Source organism: Breoghania sp. L-A4 (assembly GCF_003432385.1).
GTDB lineage: Bacteria > Pseudomonadota > Alphaproteobacteria > Rhizobiales > Stappiaceae > Breoghania.
In genome coordinates, this window is sequence record NZ_CP031841.1 from 2,005,992 (window position 1) to 2,021,309 (window position 15,318).

7 protein-coding genes and 1 pseudogene are annotated in these 15,318 nt (G+C 65.3%); 6 read left to right on the forward strand and 2 right to left on the reverse strand.

Annotation, left to right across the window (positions count from 1 at the left end; translation table 11 throughout):
* Window positions 1–108: 108 nt before the first annotated feature.
* The 6 genes and pseudogenes from D1F64_RS09335 (at window position 109) to D1F64_RS09355 (ending at window position 11,652) form a co-directional block, all read left to right on the forward strand.
* Window positions 109–3,753: an MG2 domain-containing protein gene (locus D1F64_RS09335; protein ID WP_117412218.1), complete on the forward strand. Its 3,645-nt coding sequence runs from the start codon at window positions 109–111 to the stop codon at window positions 3,751–3,753.
* Window positions 3,660–5,678, forward strand: a complete 2,019-nt coding sequence (locus D1F64_RS24475; protein ID WP_117412219.1) for an alpha-2-macroglobulin family protein — start codon at window positions 3,660–3,662, stop codon at window positions 5,676–5,678. Before D1F64_RS09335 ends, D1F64_RS24475 begins: the two co-directional genes overlap by 94 nt.
* Before the next feature lie 11 nt (window positions 5,679–5,689).
* Window positions 5,690–7,470 (forward strand): annotated as a pseudogene (gene pbpC / locus D1F64_RS09345) (penicillin-binding protein 1C); the annotation flags it as partial.
* 156 nt (window positions 7,471–7,626) lie between these two features.
* Window positions 7,627–7,845, forward strand: coding sequence for a hypothetical protein (locus tag D1F64_RS24480; protein ID WP_248304759.1), 219 nt, complete (start codon window positions 7,627–7,629; stop codon window positions 7,843–7,845).
* 601 nt (window positions 7,846–8,446) lie between these two features.
* Window positions 8,447–9,748, forward strand: coding sequence for a porin (locus tag D1F64_RS09350; RefSeq protein ID WP_117412220.1), 1,302 nt, complete (start codon window positions 8,447–8,449; stop codon window positions 9,746–9,748).
* 665 nt (window positions 9,749–10,413) lie between these two features.
* The gene (locus tag D1F64_RS09355; RefSeq protein ID WP_117412221.1) at window positions 10,414–11,652 is read left to right on the forward strand and encodes a porin; all 1,239 of its coding nucleotides are present in this window, start codon (window positions 10,414–10,416) and stop codon (window positions 11,650–11,652) included.
* A 72-nt stretch (window positions 11,653–11,724) separates the two neighbouring features.
* Here the strand turns inward: D1F64_RS09355 and D1F64_RS09360 are convergent, their stop codons facing one another.
* The gene (locus tag D1F64_RS09360; RefSeq protein WP_117412222.1) at window positions 11,725–12,585 is read right to left on the reverse strand and encodes an alpha/beta hydrolase; all 861 of its coding nucleotides are present in this window, start codon (window positions 12,583–12,585) and stop codon (window positions 11,725–11,727) included.
* Window positions 12,586–12,703: 118 nt separating this feature from the next.
* Window positions 12,704–15,067 (reverse strand): lytic transglycosylase domain-containing protein, encoded by a 2,364-nt coding sequence (locus D1F64_RS09365; RefSeq protein ID WP_162901444.1) that lies wholly within the window; start codon window positions 15,065–15,067, stop codon window positions 12,704–12,706.
* Window positions 15,068–15,318: the final 251 nt, after the last annotated feature.

Sequence of the window (15,318 nt, forward strand, 5' to 3'; positions counted from 1 at the left end):
ATCGAATCAGGTGTGCGAAAGTGACTTGTTTTTGTCACGCATGGTCAGTTCACTTGTACCCTGTTGCGCTGTCGGCAATAGTCCGGTGCGCGGGTGGGAGACAGTGGAATGAGCGGTCGAAAGCATGTCCGGACATATGTGGGTTTGGGTGCCTTGAGGGGCTGCCTGATACCGGTTGTCGCCTGTGTCGTCGCGGCGCTTGGAACGGTCCTCGTCCCCTCCTTGTCGGTGCAACCGGCTTTTGCTGCGGAACGGCGCATCGTGGTGATCGAGGATGCCGATTATTTCGGCGCCGATTACCGCACCGTGCGCGATGTGGATCTGGAAGCCTGCAAGGCTACCTGCCTCGACGATCCCATCTGCCAGGCCTTCACCTATAACGTCAGTGCATCCTGGTGCTTCCTGAAGAGCGATTTCGGCGACCTGAAGAAGTTCAAGGGCGCCATCGCGGGCCGTGTTGTCGCGGTGCGTGACGCGCCGTCGGTGCCGGCCGTGGCCGAACGCCGGGCGGATCTCGGCTACCTGCCGCGGTCGCTGAGCGACGAGGCGGAACGCTACGCGTCGAGCCTGGCCGATCGCTTCTACGCCAATGGCGCGGGCCTTGGCGCGCTGACCCGCGATGCGGATGCGGCCATGGCGGCGGGCAGGACCGAGGCGGCGCATGCGTTGTTCGGCCGCGCGCTGACGCTGGCGCCCGAGCGCTTCGACCTGTGGGCCGGACTGGCGCAGAGCGCGCTGGCCGCGGAACCCGACGACTGGCAGGCGCGCCAGCGCTTGCAGGAAGCCGCAAGCGCTGCCGCCGTCAACGCCTATCTGCGTTCGGGCAACGACGGTGAGCGCGTGCGCGCTTTGGAGCTGATCGCCCGCTCCTACATGCCGCGGCAGTTGTGGAAGCCGGCGATCCGCTCCTATCGCCTGGCGCTGACGATCCGCGACGACGACACCCTGCGCGCCGACTATGAAAAGCTTGTCGCCGAGCACGGCTTCCGCATCATCAACCATCAGGTGGATTCTGACGCCGCCGCGCCGCGCATCTGTCTGGTGTTCTCCGAGAAGCTTCAGACCGCGCGTCCCAATCTCGCCGACTTCGTTCATGTCGATGATGCGCCCGGCACCTCGGTCGAGGTCGAGGACGCGCAGATTTGCGTCGACGGCGTGCGTCATGGTGGCCGTTACGCCATCGAGGTTCGCCCCGGCCTGCCGTCGGCCGACGGCGAAACGATCGAAAAGCCGGTGCGGCTTTCCATCTATGTGCGCGACCGCGCGCCGAGCGTCCGCGTCATCGGCCGCGCCTATGTGCTGCCGAGCGGCAAGGATCCCACGATTCCGCTCGTCTCCGTCAACACAGGCCTGATCGGCGCGGAGATCTATCGCGTCGGCGACCGGGCGATCGCCGAGTTGATCCGCTCCGGCCGCTTTCTCGACCAGTTGAGCGCCTATCGCGCGGACGAGATCCGCAACGACACCGGCGCGCGCATCTGGGAGGGCGAAATCGAGGTGGATCAGGTCCTCAACCAGGATGTGACCACCGCCGTGCCGCTGGACGATATCGGCATTGACCTGAAGCCCGGCGCTTATGCTCTGGTGGCCCGGCCGGCGAATGACGCGCGCAACCAGTGGGGACCCTTCGCCACCCAGTGGTTCGTCGTCTCCGATCTCGGCTTGACGAGCTACAGCGGCCGCGACGGGCTGCACGTGATGGTGCGCTCGCTGGCGAGCGCCAAGGCGCGCGGCGCCGTGACGCTGCAACTGATCGCCGCCAACAACGAGGTGCTGGGCGAGGCGGAGAGCGACGAGGCGGGTTATGCGCGCTTCGCGCCGGGGCTGGCGCGTGGCACCGGCGGCATGCGTCCCGCCGTGCTGATGGCGCGCGCCGCCGACGGCGACTATGCGTTTCTCGATCTGGCCAAGGCGGCGTTCGATCTGACCGATCGCGGCGTCGAGGGCCGGCCCGCGCCGGGGCCGCTTGATGTCTACGCATTCACCGAGCGCGGGGTCTATCGTCCCGGCGCGCAGGTGCATGCCATGGCTTTGGTGCGCGATTCCAAGGCAGTGGCCTCGGGCGACGTGCCGCTGACCTTCGTCTTCGCCCGTCCGGACGGCGTCGAGCACCGGCGGATCAACAGCCCCGACGGAGGGCTCGGCGGACACAATGTGACGCTGCCGTTGTCGCCGGGCGCCGCACAGGGCACCTGGTCGCTGACCGTCTACGCCGATCCCAAGGGCGAGGCGCTGGCCCGCAAGACCTTCCTTGTCGAGGATTTCCAGCCCGAGCGCGTCGATTTCGACCTTGAGACCGACGCCACGCGCATCGATCCGCAGGACCCGCCGGAAATCGCGCTTTCGGCCCGCTACCTCTACGGCGCGCCCGCCGGCGGCCAGCGGCTGGAAGGCGAGATCACCCTGCGCCCCACGCGCACCTGGGGTACGGAGCACAAGGGCTATCTCTTCGGCCTCGCCGACGAGGAATCCTATCCCAACAGTCAGGCGCTGCCGGCCGATCTCGTCACCGACGAGGACGGCGCGCTGTCGTTCGTGCCGCTGCTGCCGGAGACACCGGCGGACACGCAACTGACGCAGGCCGAGATCGTTGCGCGTCTGGTGGACGCCGGCGGCCGCTTTGTCGAACGCACGCTGAGCCTGCCCGTGGCGCCGGAGGGGCCGCGCATCGGCATCCGTCCGTTGTTCGAGGATGCGGTGGAGGAGGGTGGTCCCGCCGCCTTCAACGTCATCGTCGTCGATGAGACCGGTGCGCGCCAGGAGGCAAAGGGCCTGTCGTGGACGCTGTCCAAGCTCGAACGCAATTACCAGTGGTATCAATCGGACGGTACCTGGCAGTACGACGCGGTGACCACGACGCAGCGCGTGGATACGGGCACGCTGGACGTGTCGGACACGGATGTCGCCGCTCTGTCCTTGCCGGTTCAATGGGGTCAGTACCGGCTCGAAATCACCGTGGGCGGCGCTGCTCCGACCGCCACGTCCGTGGATTTCTCCGCCGGCTGGTATGTCGCCGATGCCGGTTCGGAGACGCCCGATGTTCTGGAAGTCGGGTTGGATCGCGAGGCCTATCGCCCCGGCGACACCGCCAAGCTGCGCCTGAAGGCCCGGTTCCCCGGTGTCGCGCTGATCAGTGTGATGGCGGACGGTCTGGTCTCCACGCAGACGGTGGAGGTCGCGCAAGCCGGCGACATGAGTATCGACGTTCCCGTGACCGAGGACTGGGGCACCGGCGCCTATGTTACCGCGACGCTGTACCGTCCGATGGACATCGAGGCCAAGCGCATGCCCGCGCGCGCCATCGGCGTGCAGTGGCTTGGCGTCGAGCCCGGCGACCGGCGTCTCGATCTGTCGCTGGAGGCGCCCGAACAGATGCGGCCGCGCAACACGCTTTCCGTGCCGTTGAAACTCGCCAATCTGGCGCCCGGCGAGGAAGCCTATGTGACGCTCGCCGCGGTGGATCTGGGCATTCTCAATCTCACGCGCTACGAGCCGCCCGCGCCGGATGCGTGGTATTTCGGCCAGCGTGAGCTGGGCATGGAAATCCGCGACCTCTACGGCCAGCTCATCGACCGCATGGCCGGTACCCGTGGCCGCGTGCGCTCGGGGGGCGACGGCATGGGCTGGGCATCCAGGGGCCGCCGCCGACCGAGAAGCCCGTGGCGCTGTTCTCCGGCATCGTGCGCGTCGGCGACGACGGCGCGGCGCTGGTCGAATTCGAAGTGCCGGACTTCAACGGCACCCTGCGTCTGATGGCCACCGCCTGGAGCGCGTCGGGTCTGGGACACGCGGTCAGCGACGTGATCGTGCGGGATCCGGTGGTGATGAGTGTGTCGCTGCCGAAATTCCTGGCGCCGGGTGATACCTCGCGCATGCTGGTCGAGATCGACAATGTCGACGGTCCTGCGGGAACCTATGAACTGGTGTTCGAGCAGACGCCTGAAATCGTCATCGGCAAGGCCGACACCGAACACACCGTGGAGCTTGCGCAGAAGGAGCGCCGCGCCATCCGCATCCCGATCGAGGGACGCGAGGTGGGCGACGCGGAGATCACCCTGGTGCTCAACGGCCCGCTGGGCGGCCCGAGCGAGGCGGTCGCGGCCAAGTCCCTGGCGCTGGGCGTGCGCGACAATCAGCCCGACGAGACCGAACGGCGGATCGTCAATCTGCCGCCGGCGGGAAGCATTCATCTGACGGGGTCCACCGTTGCGGGATTCCGCGCTGGCGCCAGCCGCGTGAGTTTCTCCGTCACCGGCGCCGCGCGGATCGATGTCCCGGGCCTGCTGGCCTCGCTCGACCGGTTCCCCTATGGCTGCTCGGAACAGACGACCAGCCGCGCGCTGCCGCTTCTCTATCTCAATCAGGTCGCATTGGCGTCGGGCCTCGATACGGATGCCGCCATTCGCGCGCGGGTGACGAAGGCGATCTCCGGCGTGCTGGCGAACCAGTCGTCCGGAGGCGGCTTCGGCCTGTGGAACAGCTACGGCGACAACGATCTGTGGCTCGATGCCTATGTGTCCGATTTCCTGATCCGGGCGCGCGGTTTCGACTATGACGTGCCGGCGCTTGCCTATGACCAGGCGCTGGACAATCTCGCCAACCGCATCGCCTATGCGTCGGACTTCTCCGACGGCGGCGAGGGCATCGCCTATGCGCTCTATGTTCTGGCGCGCGCCGCCCGCGTTTCCATCGGCGATCTGCGCTACTTCCACGACACCAAGCTCGAGGATTTCTCCACACCCATGGCGCGCGCGCAGCTCGGCGCGGCGCTGGCGCTCTATGGCGAGCAGGAACGCGCCCGAGCGGCGTTTGGCTCTGCCGCGGAGCAGTTGCGCACCGGCATGAGCGAGACCGCGGACGGCTATCGCTCCGATTATGGCTCGATGCTGCGCGACGGGGCGGCCCTGGTGACGCTTGCGGCGGAAACCAAGCCCGCCGGCGTCGCGCTGGATGAACTCGTCTCGCTGATGGGCGAGGCGGCGACGAACGACCGCGGCTACAGCACGCAGGAAATGGCCTGGATGCTGCTCGCGGCCAATGCGCTGACGGACAGCACCGCCGACGCCAAGCTGGCGCTGGACGGTAATGTCCTCAGCGCTCCCGCGACGCGTCTTTATAATGGGGCGTCGTTGATCGCGGCGCCGGTGCGGCTGACCAACCAGGGCGAGACGCCCGTCGACGTGGTCACCTCGGTGACCGGTCCGCCGATCAGGCCGGGTGGGCCGCGTGGCAATGGCTTCACCGTGATGCGCGACATCTATGATCTCGAGGGCAATCCGGTGGATCTGGCGGCGATCGCCCAGAACACCCGGGTCGTGGTGGTGCTCAAGGTGCTGGCGCTGGACGACGAAGCGGGGCGCTTGCTGCTCGTCGATCGGCTGCCCGCCGGACTGGAGATCGACAATCCGCGCCTGCTGCGCAGCGGCGACGTGGGCGCGCTCGACTGGCTGGCGCTGGAGACCGAGACGGCGCACACGGAGTTCCGCGATGACCGGTTTGTCGCGGCGTTCAACCGCGCCCGCGGCGACGCGCGCAACGCAAGCTTTGCTTATCTGGCGCGGGCGGTGACCCCGGGAGCCTATGTGCATCCGCCGGCGAGCGTGGAGGACATGTACCGTCCGTACCGGTCCGCGCACACGGAGACGGGCCGCGTCGAGGTGATCGGCCCGAACCGATAGCCGGATGCCGGATGGTGCCGGACCATGATGAAGATCGCACCCGATCAGACCGGACCCGGGCATCGCGCCTCAGGCGTTGGCGTGCCGTTTCGGCCGCCATCGCGGGCGCGGTCGCCGTGACGTGCCTGGCGGCGGCACTCTTTATAGTGTTGGGCCCCGGGCTCGTCGGCGGGCCGGTCCCAAAACCCTCGGAGCTTGATGTCTCCGCCGTCGTTCTGGATCGCGACGGGCAACTGTTGCGTGCCTACACCGCGACGGACGGGCGCTGGCGGCTGCCGGTTGCGCGCGACGAGGTCGATCCGCTGTTTCTCGACATGCTGATGGCTTATGAGGACAAGCGTTTCACCCGCCATCCCGGGGTGGATGCGCAAGCGCTGCTGCGCGCCGCATGGCAGGCGGTGACGTCGGGGGAATCATCTCCGGCGGCTCCACGCTGACCATGCAGGTGGTGCGGCTGATCGATGGCGAGAGCACGCGAACGCCCCAGGGCAAGCTGCGGCAGATCCTGCGCGCTCTTTATATAGAGCGCGTGCTGAGCAAGGAGCAGATTCTCGGCCTCTATCTGGCGCGCGCGCCCTATGGCGGCAATATCGAAGGCATCGCCGCCGCGTCACTCGCCTATTTCGGCAAGCTGCCCGCGCGCCTGAGTCTGGGCGAGGCGGCCATGCTGGTGGCGCTGCCGCAGGCACCTGAAGCGCGCCGGCCCGATCTGCACCTCGAGGCGGCGCGAGACGCGCGCGAACGCGTGCTCGATCGCATGGTCACGGCCGGCATCATGTCGCGGGCCCGGGCGGAGGCCGCCGCCCGCGAGCCCATGCCGGACCGCCGCAGGCCCTTTCCCATGCTGGCCGCCCATGCGGCGGACCGCGCGCGGGCGGATGAACCGGACCGGCGTGTGGTGCGCCTGACCATCGAGCGCGGCCTGCAGGCACGGCTTGAGGATCTGGCGCGTACTTCGGCGGGACGGCTGGGGGATGCGCGGTCGCTGGCGATTGTCGTCGCCGACCATGCCACCGGCGAGATCCTCGCTTCCGTCGGCTCGCCCGGCTATCTCGACGCGCGGCGCTTCGGCGCCATCGACATGACGCGGGCCGTGCGCTCGCCCGGCTCGACGCTGAAGCCGCTCATCTATGGCCTGGCGTTCGAGGAAGGTGTGGCGCATCCGCAAAGCCTGATCGAGGATCGGCCGATGTCGATCGGCGGCTATGCGCCGCAGAATTTCGATCATGATTTTCGCGGCACCGTCACGGTGGGCGATGCGCTGGCGCTGTCGCTGAACGTTCCCGCCGTCACCCTTCTGGACGCCGTCGGCCCGACCCGGCTGCTCGCGCGCCTGCGCAAGGCCGGCGCCCATGCCGCCTTGCCGGAAGGCGGCCAGCCGGGGCTTGCCATCGGGCTCGGGGGCTTGGGCGTCTCGCTGCACGATCTGGTGGCGCTCTATGCGGCGATCGCCCGCGGTGGCGAACCGGTCGCCCTGCGCGAGCGGCAAGGGATGCGCGCGAATGAGTCGTCCGCCGGTTCGCTCGGCGCCGACCCGGTTCTGCAGCCGCTTGCCGCATGGTACGTCGCCGACATTCTGCTGCGCACGCCGCCGCCGCGTCATGCGATCGGCGGACGAATCGCCTTCAAGACCGGAACCTCCTATGGCTATCGCGATGCCTGGGCTTTGGGATTCGATGGCCGCTATGTGATCGGCGTGTGGAGCGGACGCGCGGACGGCGGCGCGGTGGCCGGCGCCACGGGCTACACCGCGGCCGCGCCCGTGCTGTTTGACAGCTTCGCCAGGCTCGGTCGTGAGTTGACCGCGCTGAGGCCGCCGCCGCGCGCGGTGCTGGAGGGCTCATCCGCGAGCCTGCCCGAACCCTTGCGCCGTGTCCGCCAGGCATCCCGCGCCGATGGCGCCGCGGCTGACGGCCCGCAAATCGCCTATCCGCCCAGCGGCGCGGTGGTGGATGTTGGATTCGCCGATGGCGGCACCGCGCGCGCGCTGCGCGTCAAGGTGCGATCCGGCAAGCCGCCGTTCCTGTGGTTCGCCAATGGCGCTCCGGTGAGTGCGCCGGCGTTTCGCCGGGCCACGGCCTGGACGCCGGACGGCCCGGGCTTCACGCGGCTTTCGGTCATCGACTCGGCCGGACATTCGGCCAGCATCACCGTCCAGTTGCGATAGCGCCCATAACCGCGCCGAGCACGGCAGGTGAGTGCCCGTGGTTCTGGTCATCGGATTCGCCGTTTCCTCTCTGGATGCGAACAGGGCCCGGGCCACCGGATTCTCCGCCAAAAATATAATGATAACAATAAGTTAACTACCATTTATCAGATTGGGCCGAATTGCGATGCCCGCAGCGGGAGATCCGGCAGACGAATCTGACGCAGAGTAAGATTTATAGAACGGCGCAACTTTCCGGAAATTGAAGCAAGCTGAAGTTCAATCAGGCCGTATGCGTCACTTTCGAAGCGAAAAAATTTGATATATCATATAATTTGCGGCATTTTTGCTACAGTGTGGCCCAAACTCCAAAATCTGCTGATAAATGCCGTAGAGTCAGGTTGATAACATGCGCGCATTGGATATTCTCTCGGTGTGTCTAGGGCGCCGATGCTCCACATAGTGAAAAGATCGACTCTGACGTTGATAGATGACTCTACGTCAGGTTGATTGAAAGAGATCGGTGAACCTGTCGCGGGGAATGGAAGTGAGCACATCCGGGTCATGCGACCCGGGAGCTGACAGGTTCTCTTCCGATGATTTTGATATTGGAGGTCAGGAAATGACGATCAGACATTGGGCTTTTGCAGCTGCTGCGGGAGCGCTCGCCACGAGCGGCGCTCAGGCGGCGGATCTGCCGATCGCTCCGGAGCCGGTTGACTACGTTCGCGTTTGCGACGCACAGGGCACGGGCTTCTTCTACATCCCGGGTACCGAGACGTGCCTTCGCGTTGGCGGCCGTGTTCGCGCAGAATTCCGCGTTCGCGACTTCGCAGACAACGGCAACACCAACTGGGGCACCCGCGGTGGCGATGCCACCACGTTCCGTGCTCGTGGCTATGTCCGCCTCGACGCTCGCACCGAGACCGAATATGGCCTCCTGCGCACCTACGTTGACACTTGGATCACCTCCGACACCGGTGCTGGCATCGGCGCCAGCGTGATCCTGTGGGACGCTTTCGTTCAGCTCGGCGGCTTCACCGCTGGTCGTACCGGTTCGTTCTACGACTTCTACACCGGCGACGCCTGGGGTTCGCTGATCGATCAGGGTTTTGCTGATCAGCACACGACGCTGTTCGGCTACACCGCTGCCTTCGGCAACGGCATGTCCGCTTCGGTCTCCGTCGAAGACGGCGTGCAGCGTCGCGGCAACATCTCCGGTACTTTCACCTACAACGAAACCGTGCTGGGTTCTGATCTGAACAACGATGGCGATACCGCTGATACGGCTGTCGGTATCACGAGCACGGCCATCTACGGCGGCCACAAGCTTCCTGATTTCGTCGCCAACCTGCGCGTCGACCAGGGCTGGGGTTCGGCTCAGATCATGGGCGCCCTGCATCTCGTGAACGCTGATGACTTCAGCTTCACGGGCGTGACGCCTGGCGCTCCCGATTTCACGTCCACCTTCACGCAGCGTGTTGATGACTCGGCTATCGGCTGGGCTGTCGGCGCCGGCGTGACCTTCAACCTGCCGATGATCGCCGCAGGCGACTCGATCAGCTTCCAGGCCGCTTACGCCAATGGTGCTGTGAAGTACGTCAGCTCCAATTTGGCCACCGATGCTGTCGCGACCTCCGCAACCAACATCTCTACGGCAACGGCTTGGGGCGTCGGCGGTGGTTTCACCCACTTCTGGACCCCGATGTGGTCGACCTCGGCTTCCGCGTCCTACGCTTCGCTCGACGTGACCGGCACACGGTATGACGTCGATCAGATCGGCGCGCAGGGCAACCTGGTCTGGCACCCGGTCGGTGGTCTCGATATCGGTGTCGAAGTTGAATACCTCAACGAGAACTTCGGTGCTGGTGGTACGGACGACGACGATCTGGTCGCTCTGTTCCGCGTCCAGCGCACCTTCTGAATCTCGTAATCGCCAATCGACCCGGCGGCGCATCATGCGCCGCCGGGTCATCCGATACAGCGTATAGGTCAATCCTGTTGGTCTGTTGCCGTTTATTCAGCGATTGAATGGCTTTCATCCCGTAGCGTAAGTTTTAAAAATTCGAAAATTGTTACTACAGACTTTGTGTTTTGCGTGAGAGTTTCATTCAGAAAAGTTGATCTTTGAATTTTGTAACGGCTAATGAGATTACTTTTTTGTCTTTTAAGCTTTTAGTCTTGAAAATCTGACGTGATTTTCTTGACTGATATTTGCAGCCGGAGCGATTCTGGGCCCCTTGTCCTGAATCGCACTGCGGATAGGTCGAAAAGCGCTCCCTTCATTAGCCATTGGTTAATGGAGGAGGGGTTTTTGTGTCCTATCTGCAACATTGTGACCTGATTACAGCGTCGGAGCCCCCCTCCGGCGCCTTTGCCGCTTGATGCCTCCAAAATCCTCTGACTATCTTGGCCCTGCGAACAACGACACAGTGTGTCACCACCGGTTCAAGTTCTGAGTAGCGGTCTCGCCAGAGATCGCGGTTTGTTTCGGTAAATTCGCGGGGAAACGGATGCAGCATGCATGTGCCGGCACGTTCGGCGCACGGGGATTGTTGCATTCGACAGGAATATATTTGGAGGTCAGGAATGACTGTTAAGACTCTCATCCTCGGCGCAGCCGCAGGTACTCTCGCCGTCGCTGGCGCTCACGCAGCCGATCTGCCGATCGCTCCGGAGCCGGTTGACTACGTTCGCGTTTGCGATGCACAGGGCACGGGCTTCTTCTACATCCCGGGCACCGAGACCTGCCTCCGCGTTGGCGGTCGTGTTCGTGCAGAATTCCGCGTCCGCGATTTCGCAGACACGGGCAACACCAACTGGGGCACCCGTAACGGCGACGCCACGACGTTCCGTGCCCGTGGTTACGTCCGCCTCGACGCTCGCACCGAGACCGAATATGGCCTCCTGCGCACCTACGTTGATACCTGGATCACTTCCGACTCCGGTGCTGGCATCGGCGCTGGCGTGATCCTGTGGGATGCCTTCGTTCAGCTCGGCGGCTTCACCGCTGGTCGTACCGGTTCGTTCTACGACTTCTACACCGGCGACGCTTGGGGTTCGCTGATCGATCAGGGTTTTGCTGATCAGCACACGACGCTGTTCGGCTACACCGCTGCCTTCGGCAACGGCATGTCCGCTTCGGTCTCCGTCGAAGATGGCAAGCAGCGCCGCGGCAACATCTCCATCTCGGAAGCAACGTTTGGTGTTGATCTGAACGCTGATGCCGACACCGCCGACACGCTCGACATCTACGGCGGCCACAAGATGCCTGATTTCGTCGCAAACCTGCGCGTCGATCAGGGTTGGGGCTCAGCTCAGATCATGGGTGTCTTGCACCAAGTCTATGCTGGCACCATCACGAGCGGCGGCGTGACGACCCGCGTCGACGACTCGGCCATGGGCTGGGCAGTCGGCGCAGGCGTGACCTTCAACCTGCCGATGATCGCCGCCGGCGACTCGGTCAGCTTCCAGGCCGCTTACGCCAATGGTGCTGTGAAGTACGTCAGCTCCAACTTGGGCACCGATGCTGTCGCACTGACCGCGGCCAGCATCGACACGGCAACGGCTTGGGGCATCGGCGGTGGTTTCACCCACTTCTGGACACCCGCATGGTCGAGCTCCGCGTCCGCGTCCTACGCTTCGCTCGACGCAGCCGGTACGTCGCTTGACGTCGATCAGATCGGCGCACAGGCAAACCTCGTCTGGCACCCGGTTGGCGGCCTCGACATCGGTGTTGAAGTTGAATACCTGAACGAGAACTTCGGTGTTGGTGGTACGGACGACGACGATCTGGTCGCTCTGTTCCGCGTCCAGCGCACGTTCTAATCTGATCATCTGATCGGATGTGAGAAACCCGGCGGAGCAATCCGCCGGGTTTTTTTGTCGTCAATCGGCTATTCAGGCCGCGAGAAATGCGGCGAGCGCCTGCAACGTTGGCGTGTCCCACAGCAGGGGCGCGTGTCCCTGATCCGGGACTGCGAGATGTGAGAACCGGCTGTGCCGCGCTTCCATCCCGCACACCGTCGCTTCCGAGAGTATGTCGGACAATGCGCCGCGGACCACCATAACGGGCATGCCTTCGAGCGCCGCGAACAGCTCCCACAGCGGCGGGGGTGGTGATGAAAAATCCAGATCTTCCAGTGTCTTGCCAAGCGCCGGATCGTAATCCGCGAAGATTGTCCTGTCCTGTTCGCGAAAAATCTGCCGGGCGTACTCCAGCCAGTCCGGGCCTGTGAGTTTCGGAAAGATCGCGCCTTGCTCGCGCCTCAGGGCCTGCGCCGCCACGTCCCAACTGGCATTCGGCGGTTTGAAACCGACGGTTGTGGCGATGCGTTTGAGGCCCTGCGCCTCGATCACCGGTCCGATGTCGTTCAGAACCGCCTTGCGGATCAACCCGGGGCGGCTTGCGGCCAGCATCATGATGTGCAGCCCGCCGCGCGAGGTGCCGATGAAGTCGGCATGATCGATGCCGGCATAACCGAGCAGCGCAAGAATGTCCGCCTGCTCGACGGGGAGGGCGTAGTTGCGCCAGTCGGGATCCCGGCCGCTGCCGCCGCGGCCGCGATAGTCGAGCGCCATGACCCGTCTTGCCGGACCGGCGCGATCGCTGAGGTGTGATGCCAGCCTGTCGAAATCGCGGGAGTTGCGCGTCAGCCCGGGCAGGCAGACGACCGGAGGTTCGGCGCTGTCTTCAGGGCCCCAGGCGCGCGCGAAAAGCCGCAACCCGTCCTGGCTCTGGGTGGTGATATTGGTGCTCAAGCGTTTGCCCTCTGTGGTTGTTCACCACAAAGTAGCGCAAAGCGGCGTGCGGAATGCAAGCCGCACGCGCACTGGCCGCAGCCGGCCTTCGTCAGGCGCGCATCGCGTGACGGCTGCCTCAGCCGCCGCGCTTGATGTCCTGGGCAATCGCGAGTTTTCCACCGTCCAGACGGGCCCGGTAGACCTGCAGGTTCTCGGTAATCCGCTGGACGTAGTTCCTTGTTTCCGTGAACGGAATCCGCTCGATCCAGTCGACAGCGTCGACCTTCGGCGAGCGCGGATCGCCGAAGCGCTCGACCCATTCGCGCACCCTGCGGGCGCCCGCGTTATAGGCGGCGAACGTCATGATGTAGGAGCCGCCAAAATCGTCGACCAGTTCGCCCAGATGGGCCGCGCCCAGGGTGGCGTTATAGGCCGCGTCGCTTGTCAGTTTTCCCTTGTTGTAGGGCAGCCCGGCATTGCGCGCGGTGCGCTTGGCGGTAGCCGGCATGAGCTGCAGCAGCCCGCGCGCGCCGGCATGGCTGACGGCTTGCGGGTTGAAGGCGCTTTCCTGCCGCGCAATCGCATAGACCACCGGCTTTTCCACGCCCTTGACGATCTTTGTCTTGGCGGGAATGGCCGCCGTGGGGAAGGCAAGCGCTGCGACATCGTTGTTCTCGCCCGCCGCCAGCTTGCCGATCATCAGCGCCGTCTGGTGTTCGCCCTGGCTTTGCGCCAGGTCGATGGCCAGCGCCACTTCTCCGGGCGTCTTCAGGGTGAGGCCCAGATGGCGGAAAAGCCGGTCGGCATCGTTCATGCGTCCGGCCTTAATCATGCGGCGGATCGCGTGCACCAACTCGTTGCTTTCGAACGCCCGGCGCTCGGACGCGCTGGGTGCCGGGGGCTGCGCCACAGCGGGGCCGTTGAGTCCCAGCCGCGCGTGGGCCAGTTGCCCGTAATAGGCGGTGGAATATTGCGCCGCGCGCCGGTAGTGGCTCGTGGCCTCGGCCCGCTGCCCCAGCGCCTCCGCCGTGCGGCCGAGCCAGTAGCTGGCGCGCGAGCTGGTGATCGGCGTGGTCGCCACCTTGGTGATGTTGGCGAAATGCGGCTGCGCCCGGCGCGGATCGTTGAGGAATCGCAGCGCGAACCAGCCGGCGTGGAATTCGGCCTCGGCGTATTTGGCCGGGCTTTGGGCGGCGTGCCCCGCCGCGATCGCGTAGGCCGAGCGTGCGTCGCCAAGGTCGAGCGCCGAGCGCGATTGCAGCCGCCGTTCGATCCACCATTCGTCGCCGTCGACGATGTCTTCCGGCTTGCGCGGCGCCTTGAGCATCAGGGCGATCGCGTCCTTGTCCTTGTTGGCGCGGCGGAGCATTTGGATCTTTGCGAAGACGTAGCCGGCGTCCGCGTGCATGGAGCGCGGCACCTGGCCCATAAGCCTTGCGGCGTCCTTGGTCCGGCGGATGACCGCCACGCGCGCCTTGACGTAGGCGCGCTCATCAGACCGCAGGTGTTTTGCGTTGCGCAGGGCGTCGTTGGTGCGCTCCGCGTAAAGCAGCCTTTCCACGCGCCAGCGGTGGTCCTCATGGCGGAGCTGTTTGGAGAAGTCGCCCAGAATGCTCTTCTCCAGATCGGCGGACAACTCCTCTTCGCGCCACAGCGCGCGGATCACCCGGGCGGCGTCGCCGCCATGCCGCGCGTCCAGCAGCGCGCGGGCATACAGCAGGCGGCCGGTGATGGTGCTCGGCGCTTCGCGTGAGAATTCCTTGAGGATCAGGTTCGTCGTGGGCTTTTCGCGGTAAAACGCGATTTCCGCCCGCGTGCGCATCATCTCGGCATCGGGCCAATGCGGCGCCTCGCGCGCGAAGTCGGAAATGAAGCGGGTGGAAATCAACGGATCCCCGCTGACGATCAGCCGCCAGTCGATGATCCGGCGATCGAGCGAGGGGCGCATTGCGGTGCGGATCAGCATGGCGGCGCCGATGTTGCCCTTGCCGATGGCCTCGAGCGCCTTCTTGAGTTCCGCGACAGAGCCGGTGGAGGCGGGCGCGGAGGGGCCGCTTGCGCGGCGCGGCACATCCGGCTCGTGTTTGGGTGCTTCCACAACGGGGGCATAGGCCAGTGCAGGCGCCGCCCGGGAGATCTCGGGCTTACGCGCGGGTACGGCAGCCCCTCCGCTCAGGACGTGGGTAATGGCTTGGGGTGCATTTTGAGCCGGCGCGTCAACCGGATCGATACGCGCCGCCGCGCCCGGTTTGGCTTTCGGAATGGCCGGGTCGGTCTGCGCGGCGCCGGCTTGCGCCGCGCCGGGCTTGGCTTCCGGCATCATGGCGTGGGCCACACCCGGGCTCAGCGCGCCGCCGGTGGCGGCCGCAAGGACGCCGACCAGGCGCAACGACCACAGCCGCCGGCTCCAGCGCCGCAATGCTGTGTGGGGACTTGAGGTCGTAAAAGTGATCAGTCTCGGGGCTGCGTGCCGGATACCGGATGTTCCAGGCAGTTGCATGGTCTTGTCCACTTGGCTCTGCGTGTTTGGCGGCTGCGGGTCGGCCGCCGGGAATGGGTTGTTTGCGCAGTGTCGATCTTGCGATTTCGTTAACGATACGCCTGTCACGATTTACGATTGGTTTCCGGCGATTCCCGCCCGGCGGATAAATTGAGGCTTGTCTTGCCGAGGCCGGATGGTGCGGATATTGTCCGGCGCTATCCAACCGTGTGAAGGCGGCAGGAAAACGGCGAACTCAGAGGAAACTGCCA

Coding starts and splice junctions, on each gene's coding strand:
- D1F64_RS09335 (WP_117412218.1), top strand. CDS start 109: ATGAGCGGTCGAAAGCATGTCCGGACATATGTGGGTTTGGGTGCCTTG.
- D1F64_RS09350 (WP_117412220.1), top strand. CDS start 8,447: ATGACGATCAGACATTGGGCTTTTGCAGCTGCTGCGGGAGCGCTCGCC.
- D1F64_RS09355 (WP_117412221.1), top strand. CDS start 10,414: ATGACTGTTAAGACTCTCATCCTCGGCGCAGCCGCAGGTACTCTCGCC.
- D1F64_RS09365 (WP_162901444.1), bottom strand. CDS start 15,067: ATGCAACTGCCTGGAACATCCGGTATCCGGCACGCAGCCCCGAGACTG.